At 43.1% G+C, this 23773-nt stretch carries 20 protein-coding genes; 18 read left to right on the plus strand and 2 right to left on the minus strand.

Annotated features, from left to right (window positions below; all coding sequences use genetic code 11):
- Positions 1-52: 52 nt before the first annotated feature.
- Complete coding sequence (locus ACP26M_RS25970) at positions 53-478, plus strand: GNAT family N-acetyltransferase (protein ID WP_426584577.1); 426 nt, start codon at positions 53-55, stop codon at positions 476-478.
- Between the two features lie 68 nt (positions 479-546).
- Here ACP26M_RS25970 and ACP26M_RS25975 read toward each other — a convergent pair whose 3' ends face one another.
- The gene (locus tag ACP26M_RS25975; RefSeq protein ID WP_426584579.1) at positions 547-1776 is read right to left on the minus strand and encodes an endo-beta-N-acetylglucosaminidase H; all 1230 of its coding nucleotides are present in this window, start codon (positions 1774-1776) and stop codon (positions 547-549) included.
- Positions 1777-2165: 389 nt separating this feature from the next.
- On the opposite strand from ACP26M_RS25975, the gene ACP26M_RS25980 reads away from it, so the two are divergent.
- From ACP26M_RS25980 to ACP26M_RS26000, 5 genes are all read left to right on the plus strand, one after another.
- Positions 2166-4037 carry a CocE/NonD family hydrolase gene (locus ACP26M_RS25980; RefSeq protein ID WP_426584581.1) on the plus strand — a complete coding sequence of 624 codons (1872 nt, stop codon included), beginning with the start codon at positions 2166-2168 and terminating at the stop codon, positions 4035-4037.
- Between the two features lies 1 nt (position 4038).
- The gene (locus ACP26M_RS25985) at positions 4039-4479 is read left to right on the plus strand and encodes a DUF2314 domain-containing protein (RefSeq protein WP_426584583.1); all 441 of its coding nucleotides are present in this window, start codon (positions 4039-4041) and stop codon (positions 4477-4479) included.
- 118 nt (positions 4480-4597) lie between these two features.
- Positions 4598-5023 (plus strand): hypothetical protein, encoded by a 426-nt coding sequence (locus ACP26M_RS25990; RefSeq protein WP_426584585.1) that lies wholly within the window; start codon positions 4598-4600, stop codon positions 5021-5023.
- Positions 5024-5163: 140 nt separating this feature from the next.
- Positions 5164-7626 carry a TonB-dependent siderophore receptor gene (locus ACP26M_RS25995; RefSeq protein ID WP_426584586.1) on the plus strand — a complete coding sequence of 821 codons (2463 nt, stop codon included), beginning with the start codon at positions 5164-5166 and terminating at the stop codon, positions 7624-7626.
- Positions 7627-7681: 55 nt separating this feature from the next.
- Entirely contained in the window at positions 7682-8914 is a 1233-nt protein-coding gene (locus tag ACP26M_RS26000; protein ID WP_426584587.1) for a PepSY-associated TM helix domain-containing protein, read from the plus strand.
- 239 nt (positions 8915-9153) lie between these two features.
- Here the strand turns inward: ACP26M_RS26000 and ACP26M_RS26005 are convergent, their stop codons facing one another.
- Positions 9154-9276, minus strand: coding sequence for a hypothetical protein (locus ACP26M_RS26005; protein WP_255485283.1), 123 nt, complete (start codon positions 9274-9276; stop codon positions 9154-9156).
- A gap of 315 nt (positions 9277-9591) precedes the next feature.
- On the opposite strand from ACP26M_RS26005, the gene ACP26M_RS26010 reads away from it, so the two are divergent.
- The 12 genes from ACP26M_RS26010 (at position 9592) to ftsA (ending at position 23756) form a co-directional block, all read left to right on the plus strand.
- Complete coding sequence (locus ACP26M_RS26010; RefSeq protein WP_426584588.1) at positions 9592-10053, plus strand: division/cell wall cluster transcriptional repressor MraZ; 462 nt, start codon at positions 9592-9594, stop codon at positions 10051-10053.
- Positions 10050-10952: a 16S rRNA (cytosine(1402)-N(4))-methyltransferase RsmH gene (gene rsmH / locus ACP26M_RS26015; protein ID WP_426584590.1), complete on the plus strand. Its 903-nt coding sequence runs from the start codon at positions 10050-10052 to the stop codon at positions 10950-10952. The genes ACP26M_RS26010 and rsmH overlap by 4 nt, the downstream gene beginning before the upstream one ends.
- Positions 10949-11356 (plus strand): FtsL-like putative cell division protein, encoded by a 408-nt coding sequence (locus tag ACP26M_RS26020; protein ID WP_274986496.1) that lies wholly within the window; start codon positions 10949-10951, stop codon positions 11354-11356. The genes rsmH and ACP26M_RS26020 overlap by 4 nt, the downstream gene beginning before the upstream one ends.
- Positions 11346-13445, plus strand: a complete 2100-nt coding sequence (locus ACP26M_RS26025; RefSeq protein ID WP_426584592.1) for a penicillin-binding protein — start codon at positions 11346-11348, stop codon at positions 13443-13445. Before ACP26M_RS26020 ends, ACP26M_RS26025 begins: the two co-directional genes overlap by 11 nt.
- A complete protein-coding gene (locus tag ACP26M_RS26030; RefSeq protein WP_426584594.1) occupies positions 13442-14902 on the plus strand; it encodes a UDP-N-acetylmuramoyl-L-alanyl-D-glutamate--2,6-diaminopimelate ligase in 1461 nt (486 codons plus the stop codon). Before ACP26M_RS26025 ends, ACP26M_RS26030 begins: the two co-directional genes overlap by 4 nt.
- 29 nt (positions 14903-14931) lie before the next feature.
- Positions 14932-16173, plus strand: a complete 1242-nt coding sequence (gene mraY / locus ACP26M_RS26035) for a phospho-N-acetylmuramoyl-pentapeptide-transferase (RefSeq protein WP_426584596.1) — start codon at positions 14932-14934, stop codon at positions 16171-16173.
- A 125-nt stretch (positions 16174-16298) separates the two neighbouring features.
- Positions 16299-17693, plus strand: coding sequence for a UDP-N-acetylmuramoyl-L-alanine--D-glutamate ligase (gene murD, locus ACP26M_RS26040; RefSeq protein WP_426584598.1), 1395 nt, complete (start codon positions 16299-16301; stop codon positions 17691-17693).
- Between the two features lie 92 nt (positions 17694-17785).
- A complete protein-coding gene (locus ACP26M_RS26045) occupies positions 17786-18970 on the plus strand; it encodes an FtsW/RodA/SpoVE family cell cycle protein (RefSeq protein WP_426584600.1) in 1185 nt (394 codons plus the stop codon).
- A gap of 68 nt (positions 18971-19038) precedes the next feature.
- A complete protein-coding gene (gene murG / locus ACP26M_RS26050) occupies positions 19039-20142 on the plus strand; it encodes an undecaprenyldiphospho-muramoylpentapeptide beta-N-acetylglucosaminyltransferase (protein ID WP_426584602.1) in 1104 nt (367 codons plus the stop codon).
- A gap of 54 nt (positions 20143-20196) precedes the next feature.
- Positions 20197-21555, plus strand: a complete 1359-nt coding sequence (murC, locus tag ACP26M_RS26055) for a UDP-N-acetylmuramate--L-alanine ligase (RefSeq protein WP_426584604.1) — start codon at positions 20197-20199, stop codon at positions 21553-21555.
- Entirely contained in the window at positions 21548-22411 is an 864-nt protein-coding gene (locus ACP26M_RS26060; RefSeq protein WP_426584606.1) for a cell division protein FtsQ/DivIB, read from the plus strand. The genes murC and ACP26M_RS26060 overlap by 8 nt, the downstream gene beginning before the upstream one ends.
- 1 nt (position 22412) lies before the next feature.
- The gene (gene ftsA / locus ACP26M_RS26065) at positions 22413-23756 is read left to right on the plus strand and encodes a cell division protein FtsA (RefSeq protein ID WP_426584608.1); all 1344 of its coding nucleotides are present in this window, start codon (positions 22413-22415) and stop codon (positions 23754-23756) included.
- Positions 23757-23773 lie beyond the last annotated feature (17 nt).

The raw sequence follows: 23773 nt of genomic DNA on the forward strand, positions 1-23773 counted from the left end.
TCGAAAATGATAATTTAAAGGAACTGTTTGCAACCGCAAAGTCAAACGATTAATGAATCGTATCGTAACTGTGTTGAAATCAACTAACGTACTTATCCATCCAATTAATAAAGCAGATCGTGATAAACTTAGGGAAATCTACCTGCTTTGTCGCATACAGGCATTTCATTGGATGGACAGTAATTTGTTTACATTAAATGATTTTGATGCTCATACGCACGATGAGGATATATGGGTAGCAACCTGTGATAATGAGACTGTTGGGTTTATGGCTGTATGGCCTCCTGATGCTTTTGTTCATCATTTATATGTGCACGTTGCATACAGACGAAAAGGCATCGGAAAAGCCCTGTTGGCTTTGGCTGCTCAAAATTATCCCTCTCCGCTTAGGTTAAAGTGTCTTGTTAAAATGAAGCGGCGTTTCAGTTTTATCAAGCATTGGGTTGGGAAATTATGGAAGAAGGCAGTGATGCTTTAGGTGATTATTTTTTAATAAAGAATGAATAAGAGCGGGCGGGACATCAAGAATATCCCGCCCCGTTTGTTTTATTGAATTTTAACCGAAGTCACCACGTCGTTTGCATTTGGTGATAGGGTGGTAAAATTAGATGTGTTCGATGTCCGTGTCCATGATGTGCCCGTAGAGTTATCGTTTGCATACATGGTCACTGTCCAGCCGGTTGGGATTTTTACCGATGAAGCCCAGTTATCTACAAAGCCATAAGCCTGCAGTTGTGCCAGGGTATAAGTGCCCTTAGGTATGGCGCTGGTAACTGTGCCTCCGTAATTGATGTCCTGGTAAAAAGTTACCCCCGTAGTACTGGTTTCCGTATATACTGTAGATTTGCCGTATAACGCGTTTGATACACTCGAAAGGTAAGTATGAACGTCGCTATTAGGCAAATTGTAATACAGATAAATACCATAATTATTATTTACGGTTTGGGTTGCCAGCGACGCAGCGGTTGATGAACTGGTGCTTTGAATATCAATGGCGGCCGGGCCAAGGTTGGCGGCGGTGAGTCCCGGAACGTTTGGAACAGAATAAGTGCCATAAATAGCGTTCCAGCTATAGTTAACTTTTGAGCCTGCCGTTACTCCATTGTAACTCAGCCGTGACGCTGCCGGGCCATAAAAATAAAATGAAATTATTTTGGTAGGCATCAGGTTACGCAGGGCAGTAACGAGGTAAACAAATGAGCTGTCATTTGGCTGGCCGGTACCATTGGTGCCATAATCGGCATATTCATCGTCAAAGTCAATACCATCCAGTCCGTAAGTGGTAACGGCGTTGCTTAATTGCTGAGCAAAATCATTTGCGGCAGCCTGAGAAGGAAAATTAGAGATCCCCGCGCCCTGGTGATTGCCCAAAATAGATAACAATACCTTAATACCTTTAGCCTGCAGGCTTTGAATGTAAGTAGCTTTATTGTTGAGTACGTTGGTTACCTGCGGGTTAAAGTACAACACTGCTTTTTGCGTGCCGGTGTCATAGTTGATGTTGGCCGCAAATATAATAGCAATATCAAAAAGCTGCTCCCCGGTTGAGAGGGTGTAGTTACCCACATTGCGGATATCATTATTATTTACCTCCACATAGCAAACACCCTTAGGCCCGGCCACGCCTATGGCGTTGGTGCTTAACTTTGACGGGGTGTTGCCGGTATCAGTAGGCAGTGCAGCTTTTTCTTTTTTACAGGCGGATGTGAGGAGTACAACTGCGCCGAATATGGCGGTTAGTGTTTTTGTAAGTGGTAGATTAAGGTTTGTTCTCATAATTTGTGTGTTTGTTAAATTGTTTATAAAAGATAAATTGTTTTAGCATAACTGGTTTGAGAAAAGCCGGCCCATGGCATAGCCAGGGGATAGTCACTATCTCTTAAAAAAACTGTTTAAATATTTTAGGTTGCCGGGCGCTTAGGTTCTCGCTCGGGTATTATTTGGTTCAAAGTAATAGACCATTAAACGAGTATAATTGCCTACAGGTTTTAATTATTATTTTATAAAAATATTATTATGGTTAATAAAGGTGCTTATTGTGCTTGATTTTAATTATAATAAAAACCTTTGTTCTGTAACAAAAAAGAGGCTTTTTGTAAATAGCCATATCGTTAGTTGCCCTTTTTATTTTATTCGGTTACATTTGATTGACTGACAAAAAATTTATGAAGAAAAATTTACTTTTCGTTCTCTGCCTTTTGCTTTCGGCATCAGGTCTTTACGCGCAACCCAAAGCGCCCGATGCTGAGTACATCAAAGCCAATTATCAAAAATATGAATACCAGATCCCGATGCGGGATGGTAAAAAGCTGTTCACCTCGGTATATGTGCCAAAGGATCAATCTAAAAAATATCCTTTCATGATGGACCGGACCCCGTACAGTGTGGCGCCGTACGGTACCGAACTGTATAAAGGCAGCCTTGGCCCATCGTCGTTATTTACGCATGATGGTTACATCTTTGTTTACCAGGATGTACGAGGACGTTGGATGAGTGAAGGCATTTACGAAGAAATGACTCCCGAAAAAGAAGATCATAAAACCAATAAGGATGTTGACGAGGGCACCGACACTTACGATACTATTGATTGGCTGCTGAAAAACATTCCCAACAACAATGGCAAGGTAGGAGTATGGGGTATTTCGTATCCCGGCTTTTACACCACCACTGCTTTGTTAAGCCGTCACCCGGCCCTGGTAGCCGCATCGCCGCAGGCTCCAATTGCCGACTTGTATCGCGATGACGCTTTTCATAACGGCGCGTTTATGCTGGTTGCCAACTTTGGTTTTTACCCTGGCTTTACCAACAGGCAGGACGATAAACCCACCCAGCGCCGCGGCAAAGGTTTTGATGCAGGCACCGAAGATGGATATGACTTTTTCCTGAAGATGGGATCGGTAAAAAATTCAAACACTAAATACTATAAGGATACTATCCGTTTATGGAACGAAATGCTTGATCACCCTAACTACGATCAGCATTGGAAAGACCGTAATGTGCTTTATCATTTGCATGATATAAAAACAGCGGTACTAGTAACCGGCGGCTGGTACGATGCCGAAGATTTATACGGAGCTATCAATACCTATAAAACGCTGGTTAAAGAAAATCCTAAAACCCCGGTTTACTTTACAATGGGCCCTTGGGTGCACGGGGGCTGGGCACGAGGTGACGGGGATCACCTGGGCGATGTGGGGTTCGGCAGCCCTACCGGCCCTTTCTACCGTGAAAAAATTGAGTTCGCCTTTTTTAGCCACTATTTAAAAGGTACTGCTGACTTTGACCTGAAGCCGGTATCAACGTTTGAAACCGGTGTTAATCAGTGGAAAACCTATAATACCTGGCCTCCAAAAGAAGCTACAGAAAAAAATCTATACCTGCTTCCCGGTGGCAAGTTGTCTTTCGCAATCCCTGTAGCAGTTGCAAATACTTTTGATGAGTTTATATCCGACCCTAACAAACCGGTGCCTTTCATCAATAGCATTGATATGGATATGAAGCGCGAATACATGACCGCCGATCAACGTTTTGCATCGCAACGCCCTGATGTGCTTACTTACGAAACTGATATTTTAGATAAGGATGTAACCATCGCAGGTAATATCTGGGCCAATCTTAAAGTATCAACTACAGGCACAGATGCTGATTGGGTGGTTAAATTGATTGATGTTTATCCCGACTCTACCAAAAATACCAAATGGGCAGGCAAGGAGGTGTACCTGAGTGGCTACCAGCAAATGGTACGCAGCGAGGCCATGCGCGGCAAGTTCCGCAACGGTTTTGATAAACCCGAACCCTTTGTGCCTGGAAAAGTAACGCCGGTAAATTTTGAATTACAGGATGTGCTGCACACCTTCAAAAAAGGGCACCGCATGATGGTTCAGGTACAAAGTACCTGGTTCCCGCTTATTGATAGGAACACACAGCAGTTTCAGGATATTATGAAGGCAAAAGATACCGATTTTAAAAAGGCTACGCATAAAGTTTACACCTCAAAAGCTAATCCGAGTTATTTAAAGGTTAGGGTTGTTGAATAGTATGAAGCGAGGTATCTATATCTGTTTATTATGTATAACGGTCTGCGCTGGCTGCAAAGGTGGAAAAAGCAAGATGGAGCCTGGTGCTATATTAAAAAAAGATGATCCAACTTTTTTAGCTTTGAAGGATACTGCTCAGAAACACATGTCTCAATTTATTGAAGCATTAGCTAAAAAGACTGAAGGATTCAGGTTTGTTATAAAATCAGATTTTAAAGACGGAGATACCCATGAGCATATGTGGTCGCAAATCCTCGAATATAAATCAAATAGGTTTAACGGTACATTTATTGATTCGGCCATAGATGTAAAAAATATCCATATGGGTGATAGCGTATCAGTAAATGTAAAAGATGTAGAGGATTGGGCTATTTATGATGACAAAGATGAGAGAGTTGCGGGAGCTTTCTCTAATAAGTACTTAGAAAGCAAACGCCGATAGATACCTGTAAGATATTTGCAGCTTTTGTTTCCAGAACACAACAGCCCTATGTAAAATACATGGGGCTGTCGCATTTTATACCATGATGTCGTAAAGGCTATTAATTAAACCTACAGCCATGTATAAATACATCATCCTTTTTATGATAGCTTCAGTCTTATTGGGCTGTAAAAAACATGATCAGCAAACCGGCTGTCCAAGCCAGGCCTGCACCCTGAGTTTCGCATCGCTAATTGTGAATTTTGTTGATAAGGATGGCCAAATAGCGTTTGGAAAAGATGTAAAGGTTGTAAATCTACGTACCAAACAAACCATAGTAGCTAAAGGAAACCCGGGGCCTCCTTCAACAACTGTAGGTCCGCATTTGTACACCATCGCTACAGATAATAATAAAAACGAGTTCTCGACCGAGGGCGATGACGTAGAACTTACTGTAACCAATATCCAAACAGGTGCCACCCAAACAGCGCTGTTTAAAATTTCGGGTGGATGTAATTGTCATATAGCTAAAGTATTGGGCCCTAATCAAATAATGCTTAATTAGAACTTTCCGCATCAAATAAAACCCACGCAGCTTCGGTTTGCGTGGGTTTTTATTTTCTTATTTAAACTAATTATAAATAAAACTTGCAGAAAGAAAGTCTTTTTATACTTTTGCGCTTAATTAGACTTAATCTAAATAGAATGGCAAGCAACCTTTACTCTTCTCTGCGTATACTCACTTTTTTAATTTTATTCTTGTTTTCAAATACCCTAATTCTGAAAGCTGATGACGAAGGCAATAACGGCAAAATTACCGGTATTGTTAAAACCAGCGATGATAAGCCGGCTTCATTTGTAAATGTTGCCATTAAAGGATTAAATAAAAATACCACCACAACCGATAACGGATCATTTGCTTTCCATAACGTAAAACCGGGTACATATACCCTGGTTACTTCATATGTTGGTACAAAAACTGAAGACCAAACCGTGACAGTTTTCGCAAATAAAACAACCGAAGTATCCTTTAAACTTAATGAAAGCTCGGCCCAGTTAGATGAGGTGGTAGTTTCTTCAACAAAAACTATCAACCGTAAAAAGTTAACCATCGGCAAAATGAACGTATCGCCAATGGACCTGCCGCAAAGCGTTACTGTAATAGGCCGCGATGTGCTTGATCAGCAGCAGTCATTGCGTTTAAGCGATGTTATCAAAAATGTGAACGGCGTGTACCTTTATAGCGGCCGCGGCAATACCCAGGAAACATTTGGCGCCCGTGGTTATAATTTTGGAAGCAATAACATTTTTAAAAACGGGTTCAGGGTTAACTCGGGCGTTGTGCCGGAAATCAGTTCACTGGAGCGTGTTGAAATATTGAAAGGCAGTGCCGCGTTATTATACGGAAACGTTGCACCCGGCGGTATCCTGAATATGGTAACTAAAAAACCTTTATTTACGCAGGGCGGCCAGGTATCAATGACCTACGGCAGCTATGATCTTTACCGTCCGTCGTTTGACGTTTACGGCCCTATATCTTCCAAATTAGCATATCGCGTAAATGGTACCTATGAAAATGCCAAAAGCTTCCGCGATAATGTAAAATCAGAAAAAGAATACATCAATCCTTCATTCCTGTACAAAATAAGTGATAAAACAACTTTAATTGTTGAAGGCGATTACCTTAACTATGATTTTACCCCCGATTTCGGAACCGGTCAAATCAATAACGTTATTGCCAAAGTTCCGCGTAACAGGTATTTGGGCGCGTCATGGTCAACCGGTAATACCAAACAAACTACAGCCACAGCAACTATTAACCATCAGTTCAATAGCCTTTGGAAGTTAAGCGGCGGTTTTTCATACCAACATTTTAACCGTTCATACCAAACTACCGAGCGTGTATTACCAGATGCCAATGGCGACTGGGGCCGTACCCTGAACAGAGCCAGGACGCTTGAAGATTATTACACAGGACAATTTAATATTACAGGCCAATTTAATACCGGCGTCATTAAGCATAATATTTTGGCCGGCGTTGATGCAGATTGGTATCGTAATAATGCCTATACCTACGTTGCTACCGTAAATAAAGTATCAAGCTATCTTGACCAAAACGGCGCCGTGCAAAACGCTATTTATGATAAGATCAATATTTTCGACCTGGATAAATACACGCTCCGTACCGATAAACCGCAGATGAACCCGTTTTATAGCATTTTAACGGCTACCAATCGATTTGGCGCTTATGCTAATGACCTTATTAGTTTGTCTGAAAAAGTTAAAGTACTTGCCGGGATCCGCTGGTCATATCAATATGTATCACCAACATCGGTTAGCAATTATAATACACTTGCTACCGCAACCCAGGCAGCAGGTAAAGAAGATAAAGCATTTTCGCCACGTGTGGGTGTAGTTTACAAGCCAATAGCCAATACCGCCCTGTTTGCAAGTTACTCCAACTCTTTTGTAACTAATACCGGTACTGATATAAATAACAACCCGCTTGATCCCTCGCTGATTGACCAGTATGAAGTTGGCGTTAAAAACGATTTCCTGAACGGTAATTTGTCGGTAAACATTACGGCCTACCGCATTAAAAATAATAACCTGGCTCAAACTGCGCCATTTCAGGCTGATGGGGTTACACCTAATATCAACACCAATATCAAAGTGCTAAGCGGTGAAACAAGAAGCGATGGTGTCGAGCTTGATATCGCGGGTCACCCGGTAAAAGGTTTGGATGTATTGGCGGGCTATAGCTATACCAACGCCAAATACACCAAAACAGGTACTGCAGTTGGAAGCAACATTGCAGGGCAGCCGCTATTAAATACACCAAAGCATACCGCTAACACCAGTGTATTTTACACTTTTTATACCGGCGATTTAAAAGGGTTTAAGGTAGGTGCATCGGTTTATTACCTGGGCAACCGTACCGCGGGTAATGCCAATACAGTTGGCCAAACCCAAACTATATCAAGATTGGTTAATGTACCGGGCTTTACCACGGTTGATGCTTCGGTAGGTTATACTTATAAAAAGATCTCTATCATTGGTAAGATCTCTAATATTGGCAACGTGCTTAATTACAATGTGCACGAAAACTATAGCATTAACCCTATACCGCCAAGGCAGTTCCTGACCACATTGAGTTATAAATTTTAATTGATTAAACTAACCGGGTATGTTTCATACCCGGTTTTTATGCTTATAACAACCGATGAAAGCATTTTTCCGCACCATACACCTTTATTTAAGCCTGGCAGCCGGGGTGATTATTTTCTGTTCGTGTTTAACAGGTACAATGCTGGTTTTTGAAAAGGAAATTCAGCAGGCGCTTTATCCTCAGCGCTACTTCGTAAAGCCGCAGGAAAAGAGGTTGCCGCTGGCTGATTTAACAGCAGGGGTATTAAAACAGATCCCTAAATCAAAGCTGACAACGGTTATAGTTTATGATGATCCTGCGCGTGCGGTAGAAGTGGGACTTATTGTGCCCGAAAAAAAGGGAAAGAAACCCGCGGATGCGCCTAAAACAGAAAAGCACGCCGGAGCGCATGCAAAAAAGGATGCTAAACCGAAAGATGTCGAGCGTTCAAACCTTACTGCTTTTGTAAACCCATATACCGGGCAAATAATTGACCAGTTTAACCGCAGGCAGACGTTCCTGTACTCGGTAGAAATGTTTCACCGTTTTTTGTTAGGCGGGAAGAATAGTATAGGCGACTGGGTGATCAGTATTTCAACCCTGTTTTTCCTGATAATACTGATTACAGGTGTGGTACTTTGGTGGCCTAAAACCAAAGCCATTATGAAGCAACGGCTTAAAATAAAATGGGATGGAAGCGGCAAGCGCCTTACACACGACCTGCATATTGTTACAGGTTTTTATACCTCAATATTTTTGATCATCATTTCTGCCTCGGGTTTGGTAATGACCTTTAAATGGGCAAACAACACTTTGTTTTTCCTTACAGGTTCAAAGGTTGTCGCCAAAGAAGATCTCAAAGCCCCGCTTTCGGTTTATCAGCCGGGCATTACCGCCATCTCGCCAGATGCTGCTGTTAGCGCATTAGGCAACAAAATAACAGATGTCGAAAATTACACTATCCGTTATCCGCGCGATACAGCAGCAGTTTACACTTTTAACGTGTTAAAAAAGGGTTCTGTTGAACTGGCTACCGATACTTATTATATAGATCAGTATAGCGGTAAGATTACCGGAGTTGTTTTATATGCTGATAAAAGTCTTGGTCAGCGCATCAGAGGGGTTATCAAGCCAATTCATACAGGCTCCATTTATGGTTGGCCTACCCAGGTTTTAGCTTTTTTGATCACGCTGGTTTCGCTTATTTTTCCGGTAACGGGCGTTATGATGTGGCTTAACCGTACCCGGAAGAAGGAAAAACCGGTTCGCGGCAGAATGAGAGTGGTACCTGCTGAGGCAACGGTATAATACAATGTCATAAGGGATTTATCATCGGCCTTATAAAGGGATTCTCTTCTTTACGACGTCATTATAAGTAGAAAGCGCTGACGTGGTGGTGAGGGCGCTACAAGTTCGTAATGTAAGTCGATGAATTTTTCGCACCTTGCAATCATGGATGAGGTATCAATACTTACTATTCATCTTACCGCTCACCCCCAAATCTTGCTCCAAGGCCGGTAAAGGCTCCCATACTTTAATATATCCCATCAATATCCCTGCTTTTCCCGCTTACTGCCCGGGATGTTCTGTAACAATTCTACATAAAAAGGGCCGGGAATAAGGGCTTCATATAACGCTAAAGCCAGGTCTTTATATTTATAGGTGTACATGAAGTTTATGGAGTTCAACAGCTTAATATACAAAATATTAGTACCTGCGACTGGTGGAATAATTGTGGTTTATCAAAGCCAATGCCTTGCAATAAAAGGTTTTTCCTCTGGCTTTTAGTATTTAAAAATTTATAGTTGAAATGAGTTGTAACTACTTGTTTGTTAGAGGTTTTTGGTAGGGCTGCGATTCTGAAAAATCTTCAAAAAATATAAAACAGACCCACCTAAAAATTGTTGAAAACTTTTAGTGGGGGAAAGTGGTAAGAAGTGGTAAAAGTATTTACTTTTACGTTACAAAATTGCCCAAGTCATACAATGTCGTTTTTAACCGGTGAATTTGAGTGTAAGCTTGATCCTAAATTTAGGATGATGATACCGGCTGGCCTTAAAAAAAAGCTTCCTGAACTGGAAGCTGAAGGCCTGGTGATCAATCGCGGGTTCGAAAAGTACCTTGTCATATACACTAAAAAGGAATGGGATAAACGGCTTGAAGAACTGAGCAAACTTAATGAATACGAAGAGGATAATATAGCCTTTATACGATATTTTACCCGTGGCGCCACTGAGCTTATGCCTGATGCCGCCGGGCGGGTATTATTGCCGAAATTCTTGTTGGAGTATGCGGGTATAAAAGGTGATGTGGTGCTGGCTTGCCAGTTAAATAAAATTGAGGTTTGGGATGCCGAAGCTCACCGTAAGCTGATGGATGACGAGCCAAAAAGCTTTAGTGCGCTGGCAAAAAAGGTAATGGGTGGTAAAAATAAGGAGCAGGAATGAGTGAGTACCATGTACCGGTAATGCTGAAGGAATGCATTGATGGGCTGAATATTGATCCGGACGGTACTTATGTTGATGTGACTTTTGGCGGTGGGGGGCATTCGCGCGAGATTTTGAAGCATTTAGGCCCTAAAGGAAGGCTAATTGCTTTTGATCAGGATGCTGATGCACAAAGGAATATAATTGATGATGAGCGTTTTATTTTTGTAGATCAAAATTTCAGGTATCTCAAAAACTTTTGCCGTTTACACGGGGCTATTCCGGTAAGCGGGATCCTGGCCGATTTGGGTGTGTCATCGCATCAGTTTGATGAGGCCGACAGGGGGTTTTCGATCCGGTTTGATGCCGAGTTGGATATGCGTATGAACCAGTTGGGCGAGCTAACTGCAAAGGATGTGGTAAATAACTATTCGGTTGCCGACCTGCACCGGATTTTTGGCATTTACGGAGAAATTCAAAATGCGAAATCGCTGGCCGAAACCATTGCAACGGCAAGGCTAAATACATCGATAGTGACTATCGCTGATTTGAAAAATGTGATCAGTAACCGCATCCCGAAAGGAAAAGAAAATAAATACCTGGCACAAGTGTTCCAGGCGTTAAGAATAGAGGTTAACCAGGAGCTGGAGGCATTGAAAGATTTTTTGATACAGTCGGCCGAGGTTTTAGGTGTTGGCGGCAGGCTGGTGGTCATGTCATACCACTCGCTGGAAGACAGGCTGGTAAAAAACTTCATCGCTAAAGGCAAGTTTAGCGGTGAGGTGGAGAAAGACCTTTATGGAAATGATAATAAACCGCTTGATGCTGTAAGCCGCGGGGCTATAACAGCATCGGCAGAGGAGATAACCAATAATAATAGGGCACGGAGCGCTAAATTAAGAATAGCTGTAAAAAAATGACCAATCGTTTACGTACAGAAATTCAGGAGGAAGAAGAAGTTGAGGAAGTAATTGAGGAAAGGCCTGCAAGGGAATTGCCTGATAACTTTTTTACGCAGCTTTTTACCAAAGGCTTTCTCACTACCGAGAGGGCTACCAGCGCTTTGCCTTTTGTTTTGTTTTTGGCTTTTTTGGGTATGGTGTACATTGGTAATATGCACTATGCCGAAAAATCAGTACGTGAAATTGACGCGCTTACCAAAGAGGTTAAAGAGCTGGGCTGGGATTATAAATCGACTAAGGCCGATATGGCATATAAAAGTACGCTTACCGAAGTGGCTAAGCGTGCGGATACATTGGGCCTGAGTCAATCGGTTGACCCGCCCGGAAAAATAACAGTGAAGGAGGTTGAAGATGGGAATTAGAACCAACATACTCGCCAGGGTTTATTTAGCCTTTGGGCTTGTTTTGCTTTTGGCTATTGCCGTTGTGGTTCAGCTTTGCCGCCTGCAGTTTGTACAAGGTGATAAATGGAAGGCTATGGCTTCTGATCTTTCGGCGCAATATCAAACTGTTGAGGCTGCAAGGGGTAATATATTTTCTGTTGATGGGAGTTTGCTGGCTACCTCGGTACCGGAATATGAGCTGCACATGGATATGCTGGCCGGCGGTATAGCTTCTGATACGGCATTCAATAATAATATCGATCTGCTGGCTGCAAAGCTATCGGGTATGTTTGGTGACAGATCGGCAAGGGAATATTCGCGCATTTTGCGTGAAGCCCGCAGGGATAGCTCACGTTATTTGCTGATCAGACGTAAAGTATCATACCAGGACCTGAAAAAGATTCGCCAGTTCCCGGTATTTAACATGGGTAAATACAAAGGTGGTTTAATCGTTATTCAAAAAAATAAACGGATCCTGCCGTTCCAATCGCTGGCTGCCCGTACTATCGGTTACAAAAACGAAAACGTGAAGAACGCGGTAGGTTTGGAAGGCGCTTATGCATCGTACATTAATGGGGAAAGCGGCAGGCGTTTGATGCAGCGGATCCCCGGCGGGATCTGGATGCCGGTTGACGATGATGATGAAATAGCGCCTAAAGATGGTGCTGATATTATTTCAACCATCAACGTAAACTTCCAGGATGTGGCTCAGGATGCATTAAAAAAACAACTGGTTAAGAGCGCGGCCGATCATGGCTGCGTTGTGCTTATGGAGGTATCTACCGGCGAGATCAGGGCTATTGCTAATTACACCCGCACTAAAGATGGTGATTACAGGGAACAGATGAACTACGCTATCAGCAACGCTATCGACCCGGGGTCGACCTTTAAGCTGGCATCGTACATGACCATGCTCGATCAGCATAAGATTGACACCAGCACCATAATTAATGCCGAAGGCGGCAGGTATAAATTTCCGAAAGGGCCAACCATTACCGATACCGAGCATGATAATTATGAAATGTCGGTTAAGCGTGCTTTTGAAGAATCATCAAATGTGGCTGCGGCAAAATTGGTTGATAAATTTTACCATAATAACCCATGGCAGTATATCAATAAATTGTACAGCTATCATTTGAATGAAAAGCTTCAGTTACAAATTCCCGGGGAAGGCAGGCCGGTGATCAAAAATCCATCAAACCGCAGCTGGAACAAAAATTACAGTTTGCCTGAGATGGCTTATGGTTATGAAATGAATATTACGCCACTGCAGATGCTGGCTTACTATAATTCGGTGGCTAACAATGGCAAAATGATTGCGCCGCTGCTGGTTCGTGAGATCAGAAGATTGGGTAACCCTATCGAGCAATTCCAGGCCCGGGTGATCAATGAGCAGGTGTGTTCGGAAGCTACACTGGGTAAGGTACGTGGTATGCTTGAAGGTGTAGTCCTTAATGGTACCGGCAAAAATGTTATTAAAAATAAACTTTACAGCGTGGCCGGTAAAACTGGTACGGCGCAGGTAGCAAACGGCACCAAGGGTTATAAGGATAAAAAATATCAGGCATCATTTTGCGGTTATTTCCCGGCCGACCGTCCTAAGTATTCGATGATTGTGGTGATCAATAACCCGACGCAAGGCGATTATTTGGCTGCCAAAGTAGCCGGTCCGGTGTTCAGAGAGGTGGCAGACAGGGTTTATGCCAATGACCTTGATATTAATCAAACCTCGCAGGCGCATTATGTAGGTAATACGGTAATGCCGCAGGTAAAACAGGGCAATATGAAAGCCCTGAAAAAGGTTTATTCAAAACTGGGTGTTAAACCTTTGTACGCATCGGCCAATAGCACGGTTGATACCAGCAACGGGATCCCGTTTGAGGAAGTAAAATATAAAAACGGCACCGTGCCATCGGTAACAGGCATGGGACTTAGCGATGCATTATATGTAATGGGTAACGCCGGCTATAAAGTAACTGTGCGCGGAAGCGGCATAGTTACCAATCAATCGGTTACCGGAGGAAGTGCAATACCAAAAGGATCACGAATTTTAATAGAACTGCAATGAGGTATTTAAGCGATGTAATTGATGGACTGGCCTTCACTGAGTTGCAGGGAAGCGCTGATGTGGAGATAACGGCAATTGCTTTTGATTCGAGGAAGGTGATTCCCGGGTCGATGTTTGTTGCTGTAAAGGGAACTCTTGTAGACGGGCACGATTATATTGACCAGGCCATTAAAAAGGGTGCGGTAGCGGTAATTTGTGAAGATCTTCCGGCTCATACAACCGGTGAAGTTGATTTCCTGATGGTTGCCGATTCGGCTGTGGCCTTAGGCATTGTAGCCGCCAATTTTTATGATAACCCATCGGCTAAGTTAAAGTTGGTAGGTGTAACAGGTACTAATGGCAAAACAACTATTGCTACGTTGCTTTACCAATTATTCCGCGATTTGGGTTATAAATGCGGTCTGCTGTCAACCGTCGAAAATCAGATCAACGGCAAAGTGATCCCATCAACTCATACCACACCCGATCCGGTGGAGTTGAACAGCCTGCTTGCCGAAATGGTGGACAGCGGTTGTGATTATTGTTTTATGGAAGTTAGCTCACATGCTATTTCACAAAAACGTATCGAAAGTTTGATGTTTGCGGGAGGAGTATTTACCAATTTAACGCATGATCATTTAGATTATCATAAAACTTTCCTGAGGTATTTGAATGCCAAGAAGGAATTTTTTGACGGCCTGTCTAAAGATGCTTTCGCACTTACCAACAGTGATGATAAGAATGGTAATGTAATGCTGCAAAATACAGCAGCACATAAAAAAAGCTATGGCCTTAAAACCATGGCCGATTATAAAGCCCGCATCCTCGAAAATCAATTCAGTGGATTATTGCTGCAAATTGATGGTGAGGAAGTATGGTTTAAAATGGTGGGCACATTCAATGCTTATAACCTGTTAGGGGTTTATGCTACCGCGATGTTGTTGGAACAGGATAAAGCCAAGGTGCTTACCAGCCTCAGCAAGCTAACCGGTGCCGAAGGTCGCTTTGAATATATAACTGCACCCAATAAAGTAGTAGGGATAGTTGACTATGCTCACACACCAGATGCTGTGCAAAACGTATTGAGTACTATCCACGATATCCGTAAAGGAAACGAAAAGGTGATCACAGTAATCGGCTGCGGTGGAGACAGGGACAAAACCAAGCGCCCTATCATGGCCAAAACAGCTTGCGAATGGAGCGATAAAGTGATCTTGACATCAGATAATCCGCGTACTGAAGATCCGGCGCAGATCATCAAAGAGATGGAAGAAGGTGTTGACCCGGCATTTAAGCGTCATACGGTAAGCATCATCGACAGGCATGAGGCTATTAAAACAGCTTGTATGCTGGCTAATCCTGGTGATATTATCCTGGTAGCAGGCAAAGGCCACGAAAAGTACCAGGAAATAAATGGAGTGAAAAACCACTTCGATGATATGGAAGAATTGGAAAACCGGTTCAAAGATTTGATATAGAAGATACTATATAGTAAAAGAGAAGAGCAATGTTGTATTACCTGTTTAACTATTTAAGCAAAAATTACAGTATCCCTGGGATAGGTGTATTTCAATATATCACTTTCCGGATGGCGATGGCTGTAATCACATCATTGCTGGTCACTACGGTTTACGGCCGGCGCCTGATAGATTATCTGCGCTTTAAACAAGTGGGCGAAACCGTAAGGAATTTGGGTTTGGAAGGCCAGATGCAAAAATCAGGTACCCCAACAATGGGTGGTATCATCATTTTGCTGGGTATTTTAATACCAACGCTACTTTTTGCTAAACTGGAAAATGTATACGTGATCCTGATGATCATTACCACCGTTTGGTTGGGCGCTATTGGTTTTTTAGATGATTATATTAAAGTATTTAAAAAGAATAAAGAAGGCTTAGCGGGTAGATTCAAGATTATTGGTCAGGTAGGTTTATCACTCATTGTTGGGTGGACAATGTATTTCAACAGTAATATCATCATCCGGCAGGAGGTTGTATTACCCGTTAAGGACGATGCCCCGGTTGAGTTTCACATGAAGCGCAGCACCCCGGTTTATACCCAGGATGTGCACTCCACCAAAACAACCATGCCATTCTACAAAAATAACGAGTTTGATTATGCCAAGGTTTTGAAGTTTTTAGGGAAAGGTTACGAACAATACGCACTGGTGGTATTCCTGTTTTTTGTAATCCTCATTATCACGTTCATATCCAACGGGGCTAATATTACGGATGGCATTGATGGCCTGGCGACGGGCACCTCGGCTATTATCGGTATTACATTGGCTATCCTGGCCTATGTATCGGGTAACACGGTTATTGCCGATTACCTGAACATTATGTATATCCCCAATTCGGGCGAGCTGGTGATTTTTGCCGGTGCCTTTGTGGGGGCGTGCGTAGGCTTTTTATGGTACAACTCATACCCGGCACAGGTGTTCATGGGTGATACCGGCAGTTTGGCCATTGGCGGCATCATAGCGGTGTTCGCTATCATGATCCGCAAGGAACTGATGCTGCCATTGCTGTGCGGTATTTTCCTGATAGAGAATTTTTCGGTGATTGTACAGGTATCATGGTTTAAATACACCAAAAAGAGATTTGGCGAAGGCAGGCGGGTGTTTTTGATGGCGCCGCTACACCATCACTACCAGAAAAAAGGGTTCCATGAAGCAAAGATAGTTACCCGCTTCTGGATCATTTGTATCATACTGGCCATAGTGACGGTGATAACATTAAAGCTGCGTTAAGGCGAGAAGCAAGAAGTCAAGAGTCAGGAGACAAGAAGCGAATAGAGTCAAGAATAAAGAGGCAAGGAAGAGAAAAAATCGGTGAAATCATCGAATAATCGATGAAATCCCAAAAGAAAATAAAAATGAACCACAACAATAACAAAGACGCTAATCAAAAGCACCCCCTTCAGGGGGCGGGGGGGGCTCGCCTTGTGGTGTTGGGTGCCGGCGAAAGTGGTGCCGGTGCAGCCTACTTGGCGCAACAGCAGGGCTTTGATGTTTTTGTGTCGGATTTTGGGGCTATTGCCGATAACTATAAAAAACAGCTCGAAGATTGGAAGATTCCTTTTGAAGAGAAGCAACATACGGAAGAACTGATTTTAAATGCTGTCGAAGTGATCAAAAGCCCCGGCATTCCCGAAAAGGCGCCGATAATCAAAAAGCTGCACGAAAAAAAGGTTCCGGTAATATCGGAGATTGAGTTTGCCGGGAGGTACACTGATGCAAAGATCATCGGTATAACCGGTTCAAACGGTAAAACCACAACTACCAGCTTAACCTACCACATTTTAAAAAATGCTGGGATGAATATTGGTTTGGCAGGTAACATAGGTAAAAGCTTTGCCTACCAGGTAGCTACCGAGAAGTTTGACTGGTATGTGCTGGAGTTGAGCAGCTTTATGCTGGACGATATGTTCAAATTTAAAGTTGACATAGCTGTATTATTAAATATTACGCCTGACCATTTAGACAGGTATGATTATAAACTGGAAAACTATGCGGCATCCAAATTCAGGATAGCGCAGAACCAAACGGCGGCCGATTATTTTATTTATTGCGCCGATGATCCTGAAACCATTAAAGGTATGAGGGAACGAACGTTCGGGGCGCAATTGCTGCCATTTTCCATACAGCAAAAAATTGAACCGGGCGCATACCTCGATGAAAACGACAATATTGTCATAAACACAAAACAAGAACATTTTACAATGTCAATTCAAGAACTGGCCCTGCAAGGCAAACACAACATTTACAACTCCATGGCATCGGGTATTGTAGCAAAAGTGTTGGAGCTACGCAACGAAACGATGAGAGAGAGCATGGGCAACTTTAAAAGCATTGAGCACCGGCTGGAGTTTGTTGCCAATATCTCCGGCATTCGCTTCATTAATGATTCAAAGGCTACCAATGTCAACTCAACCTGGTACGCTTTAGAAAGTATGACAAGCGATGTAGTGTTGATTTTAGGCGGAGTTGATAAAGGGAATGATTATAGTATACTTAATGACCTGGTTAGGCAAAAAGTAAAAGCTATTGTGTGCTTAGGCAAGGATAACAAACGGATCCATGATGCTTTTGAAGATGATGTTGACCTTATTGTAAATACAGCATCGGCCCAGGAGGCGGCCCAGGTGGCCTACCATCTGGCAACCAAAGGTGATACTGTATTACTATCTCCGGCCTGTGCCAGCTTCGATCTGTTCAAAAACTACGAAGACCGCGGCAGGCAGTTTAAGGACGCTGTGAAGGAATTGTAGACATTTGAAGATGTGTTAATTTGAAAATTTGAAGATTGATCCGGCAGAAATAAATCGGTGAAATCAAAATAAATCGGTGAAATCACAAAAAAATGCATAGGATATTAAACAATACAAAAGGAGATCGCTGGATATGGCTCATTGTCATATTGCTTTCTGTTATATCCTTGTTGGCGGTATATAGTTCGGTTGGTACGCTGGCATTTAAGCAGGGTAAGGGGGCGGAGATCATTTTGATGAAGCACGTATTTATGATGATTGGAGGTATTGCCATCATGTACTTTTCGCACAAGCTCGATTACCGCTATTATGCGGGAATCTCAAAATTGCTGATGATCATTACAGTGCCCTTGTTATTATATACTTTGTTTTTTGGCGCGCACATCAACGGTGCAAGCAGGTGGATCCCCATACCCGGAACAGGCTTAAGTTTTCAAACTTCGGATTTGGCCAAACTTGCGCTTATTACTTACCTGGCGCGTTCATTATCGCGCAAGCAGGAAAATATAAAGGATGTTAAGCAATCGTTTATACCAATCATGGGAGCGGTGTGCCTGGTATTTGCGCTTATTGGCCCGGCCAACTTATCAACGGGGTTAATGTTGTTTGGTGTAAGTATCCTATTGCTTATTATAGGCCGTATCAGTATCAAACAAATTGCGGTAGTGTGCCTGGCAGGCGCTGTATTGCTTGCAGGTATGTTAACCTTTGGCGGCAGGAAAGGAACGCATGCATCGAGGGTGAAAGTATTTCTTCATCCGGAGCTTGCAGATAAAGATCAGCTTTTCCAGGCCAATCACGCAAAAATAGCTATAGCATCGGGCGGAGTATTTGGTAAAGGCCCGGGCAACAGTACCGAAAAAAATTATTTGCCCGAGGCATTTTCAGATGAGATCTATGCCATTATTATTGAAGAGTACGGCTTGGTAGGTGGGGTAGCATTGGTGGGTATTTACCTGTTCTTGCTATACAGGTGTATTAAAATAGTAACTAAGGCACCAAAGGCATTTGGGGCTTTGCTGGCTTGCGGCTTAAGCTTCAGTTTGGCCATACAGGCATTTGCAAATATGGCGGTAGCTGTAGGGTTAGGCCCGGTGACGGGTGTGCCGCTGCCTTTTGTGAGTATGGGCGGTACATCAATATTGTTTACCAGTGTGGCTTTTGGTATTATACTTTCAGTAAGCAAGGATATAGAAGAGCCTAAAACGAAGAAAGAAAAGGAAACAGATAACAGCGGGCCTAATAAAATCATTGTAGGGGAGATCAGTGTGGCGTAGATGGGTAATTGGTGTGGAGGTCAGTTATAATCAAAGTTAGGAATAGGGTTAAGTTAAATATAAAAAGCATGTCGAAAAGGATAATTATAAGCGGTGGCGGAACAGGAGGGCATATCTTCCCGGCTATCTCTATTGCCAATGCTTTAAAAAATATTGATCCCAATACCGAGATCTTGTTTGTAGGCGCCAACGGACGTATGGAAATGGAAAAAGTTCCGGCGGCAGGTTATAAGATCATCGGATTAGATATCCAGGGTATCCAGCGCGGCTCTATCGTTAAAAACCTGATGTTCCCTGTTAAACTTGCCAATAGTGTGCGCAAGGCTATCAAGATCATTAAAGATTTTAAGCCTGACGCCGCCGTAGGTGTTGGCGGGTATGCTTCGGGGCCGTTGTTGTACGCGGCATCGTTAAAAAATATTCCGTACCTCATACAGGAGCAAAACTCGTATGCCGGTATTACCAATAAATGGTTGGGTAAACATGCCAAAAAGATCTGTGTTGCTTTCGACGGGATGGAGAAATTTTTCCCTGCTGCTAAAATCATCAAAACGGGCAACCCTATCCGCAAGGATGCAGTGAACATTGCCGGCAAACACATGCAGGCTTTGGAATTGTACCATCTTTCGGCCTTTAAAAAAACGATACTGATAACCGGCGGTAGTCTTGGGGCACGTACGCTGAACAACAGTATCATGAACGGTATTGATAAACTGCTGGCTGCCGATGTACAGGTGATATGGCAAACCGGCAAGTTTTATTATAAAAGCATCATCGAAAAGCTGGATGAAAATTATCACCCCGATTTGCAGATCAGGGAGTTTTTAACCCGGATGGATTTGGCTTATGCCGCTGCTGATATTATTATATCAAGGGCCGGGGCCGGCACCATTGCCGAGCTGTGTGCCATTAAAAAGCCGGTGATCCTGGTGCCTTCGCCCAATGTGGCCGAAGATCATCAAACTAAAAACGCTTTGGCCCTGATGCATGAAAACGCGGCTGTTTTTGTGGCCGACCGTGATGCCGAAGCAAAACTGGTTAACAGGGCGCTTGAATTATTGGAAGACCGCGACCTGCAAAAGAAATTGAGCAATAACATTGGTAAAATGGCCATGCCAAATGCCGATGAAGTTATAGCAAAGGAACTTATCCAAATAATAAGTAACAATTAGAATGATGGTCCTCCTCTTCCAAAGGGAGGAGGGCCTTTTTTAAACAAATTAAAAATGGAACTGCACGACATAAAAAGAGTTTATCTCATAGGCATAGGCGGCATCGGTATGAGCGGCCTGGCACGCTATTTCCATCATTTGGGTTGTATTGTTTGCGGATATGATAAAACGTCGACTGATTTAACTAACCAATTGCACAACGAGGGGATCCAGGTTGTTTTTGAAGATCATGCGGATTATATTCCCATGAGTTTCCAGAAACCTTGCAGCGATACGCTGATTATTTACACGCCTGCTGTACCAAAGGATTCGCATATATTAAACTATTTTAAAAATCAGGGCTTTGAGCTGTTTAAGCGTTCGCAGGTTTTAGGCTTGATCAGCAAAAGTTCATATACCATAGCTGTGGCAGGCACACATGGCAAAACCACCACATCAACTATGGTGGCGCATTTGCTTAAAGCATCGGGTAATGATTGCTCTGCATTTTTGGGTGGTATTTCATCAAACTACCAAACCAATGTGCTCTATGGTAAAAACAACGTAATGGTAGTTGAGGCTGATGAGTATGACCGCTCGTTCCTTACCCTGTATCCTGACGTGGCCATCATCACATCAATGGATGCCGATCACCTGGATATTTATGGCGATCATGAACATCTGACGGAGTCGTTTAAGCTTTTTGCTTCGCAGATAAAACCGGGCGGTACACTGGTGCACAAAAAAGGCTTGCCATTGGACAGGGGTTATACCTACGCATTTGAAGACGAAACTGCCGATGCGCATGCTTCAAACGTGAGGATAATTGATGGTGATTTTTATTTTGATTACAACAGTGCGGCGGTAAACATCACTGATATAAAAATGGGCATAGCGGGTACCCACAACGTGGAGAATGCTGTTGCTGCTATTGAAGCGGTATTGAAACTGGATATTGCCCCGGCCGATATTAAAGAGGCACTTGCATCCTTTAAAGGGGTTAAACGCAGGTTTGAATACATTGTTAAAACGCCGGAGCATATCTACATTGATGATTACGCGCATCACCCCGAAGAACTGAGGGCCTGTATATCATCAATTAAAAGGTTATATCCGAGTAAAAAGTTAACGGCCATTTTTCAGCCGCATTTATTTACACGTACCCGCGACTTTGCCGATGGTTTTGCCGAAGTGCTGGATATGGTAGACGAGCTGATATTGCTGGAAATTTATCCGGCCCGTGAATTGCCGATAGAAGGAGTTAACTCGCAGATGCTGCTTAACCGTATGCAATTGCAAAATAAAAAAATACTGAGTAAAGCGGCCGCGGTAGCGGCAGTAGCTGCCGAAAAGCCCGAACTATTATTAACGGTAGGCGCCGGTGATATTGATACGCTGGTGGAGCCATTAAAACAAGTATTAAGCAATGAATAAAAAACTCATTTGGAAGCGCCTGCTGATAGGTTGTGCCTGGGTAATAAGCCTGGGTGGCCTTGTGGTGCTCATGAGTTTTATTGAAGCAAAAAAAGCGGGTGTTAAGTGTACTGCGGTAAATGTGAGCATTCCTGGTGGGCAATATTTTATTGACAAGCAGGAAGTTGATCACATTATTGAAGTTACCAGTCACTCATTGGTAGGCAGGCCTATCGAGCACATTAATATCCAGGAGTTAGAGGATAAGCTGAAAGCTAACCCATTTATTGAGTTTGCCAAAGTTTACACAGAGATGGACGGTGTGCTGAGGGTTGAAGTAAGCCAGCGCCAGCCAATATTGCGTATCATGAACCATTACGATATGGATTTTTATGTGGATCAAAATGGTTTAAAGATTCCGCTGTCATCAAACTTTACCGCAAGGGTATTGGTAGCTAATGGTTTTATTGAAGAGCTGTTTACCAATCGGGTTGATTCCTTGCATACCCGCCTGGCTAAAGATCTGTTTAAAACTGCAGATTATATCCGCAAGGATTCGCTTTGGGATGCGCAAATAGCACAGATGTATGTGAACAGTGAGCGCGAAATAGAACTGATTCCGAGAGTGGGCAACCAAAGGATCCTGATCGGTAACGCAGATTCGCTTAATGTAAAGCTGAATAACCTGCAGGCTTTTTATAAGCAGGTGCTGCCAAAAGTAGGCTGGGATGCCTATAAAATGATCAATGTAAAATATACCAACCAGGTTATCGGTATAAAAAATGAAAATATAAAAGCTGATTCGGCAAAAGCAGCTAAAGTTGCCAAGCAGGATTCGCTTAAAACGAAAAGGGACTCATCTCAAATTAAATTGTAATATGGACAAAAGCTCAACTCAGGAAAAAAGTTCGCCAATTGTAGTAGGATTGGATATCGGAACTACCAAGATATGTGCCATTGTTGGGCGCAGGAGCAAGAACGGGAAGATTGAGGTTTTAGGGATTGGCAAAGCCGAATCTGCCGGTGTAACGCGCGGCGTGGTATCAAATATAGATAAAACAGTACAGGGCATTCACCAGGCGGTGGAGGTGGCGGGCTCACAATCAAATGTGGAAATCAGGGTAGTAAACGTGGGCATTGCAGGTCAGCATATCAAGAGCTTGCAGCACCGCGGTTTGATAACCCGTCGTGACTTGCAATCAGAAATCGGTCGTAAGGATATTGATAAGCTGATAGAAGATATGTATAACCTGGTAATGCCTCCAGGCGAGGAGATCATCCATGTGTTGCCGCAGGAGTTTACTGTGGATAATGAGCCGGGAATCAAAGATCCAATTGGTATGGCAGGCGTTAGGCTTGAAGCTAACTTCCATATCATATCTGGTCAGGTAACAGCTATCAAAAACATTGTAAAATGTGTTAATAAGGCCAGCCTGGAAAGCCAGGAGTTGATCCTTGAACCGCTGGCTTCTTCCGAGTCTGTTTTGAGCGAAGAAGAAAAAGAGGCCGGCGTGGTTTTGGTTGATATTGGTGGCGGTACTACCGACGTAGCTATTTTTCACGAAGGTATCATTAGGCATACAGCAGTTATTCCGTTCGGCGGTAACAGCGTAACTGAGGATATCCGCGAAGGCTGTTCGGTAATGCGCAACATTGCCGAGCAACTGAAGGTAAGGTTTGGATCTGCCCTGGCCGACGAGAACAAGGAAAACGAGATAGTATGTGTTCCGGGTTTACGCGGCCGTGAGCCGAAAGAAATTTCGGTAAAAAATCTGGCTTACGTGATCCAGGCTCGTATGGAAGAAATAGTAGAACATGTTTATTACGAGATAAAATCATCAGGCTACGAGAAAAAGTTGATAGCAGGGATCGTAATAACAGGCGGCGGAGCGCAGCTGAAACACTTACGCCAGTTGGTTGAATTTGTTACAGGTTTGGATTGCCGTGTAGGTTACCCTACTGAGCACCTGGCCAAAAACGAAGTGTTACCAAAAGGAACATACGAAGAGTTGCAAAGCCCAACTTTTGCTACTGGTATTGGTTTGCTGATTAAAGGTATCCAGAAAATGGAATACATGAATGAAGCGATCCCGACCGAGGTAAAAACAGCTAAGCCAAAATTTGATACAAAAAGTAAAGAAGGTGGTTTGTTAGACAGACTGCTGAAAAAGAGTATAACATTTATTAAGGATGACATTAAGGATGAGGACTTTCTGAAGTAATATTTATTCACAAGGGT

The organism is Mucilaginibacter sp. R-33 (assembly GCF_049949235.1).
Lineage (GTDB): Bacteria > Bacteroidota > Bacteroidia > Sphingobacteriales > Sphingobacteriaceae > Mucilaginibacter.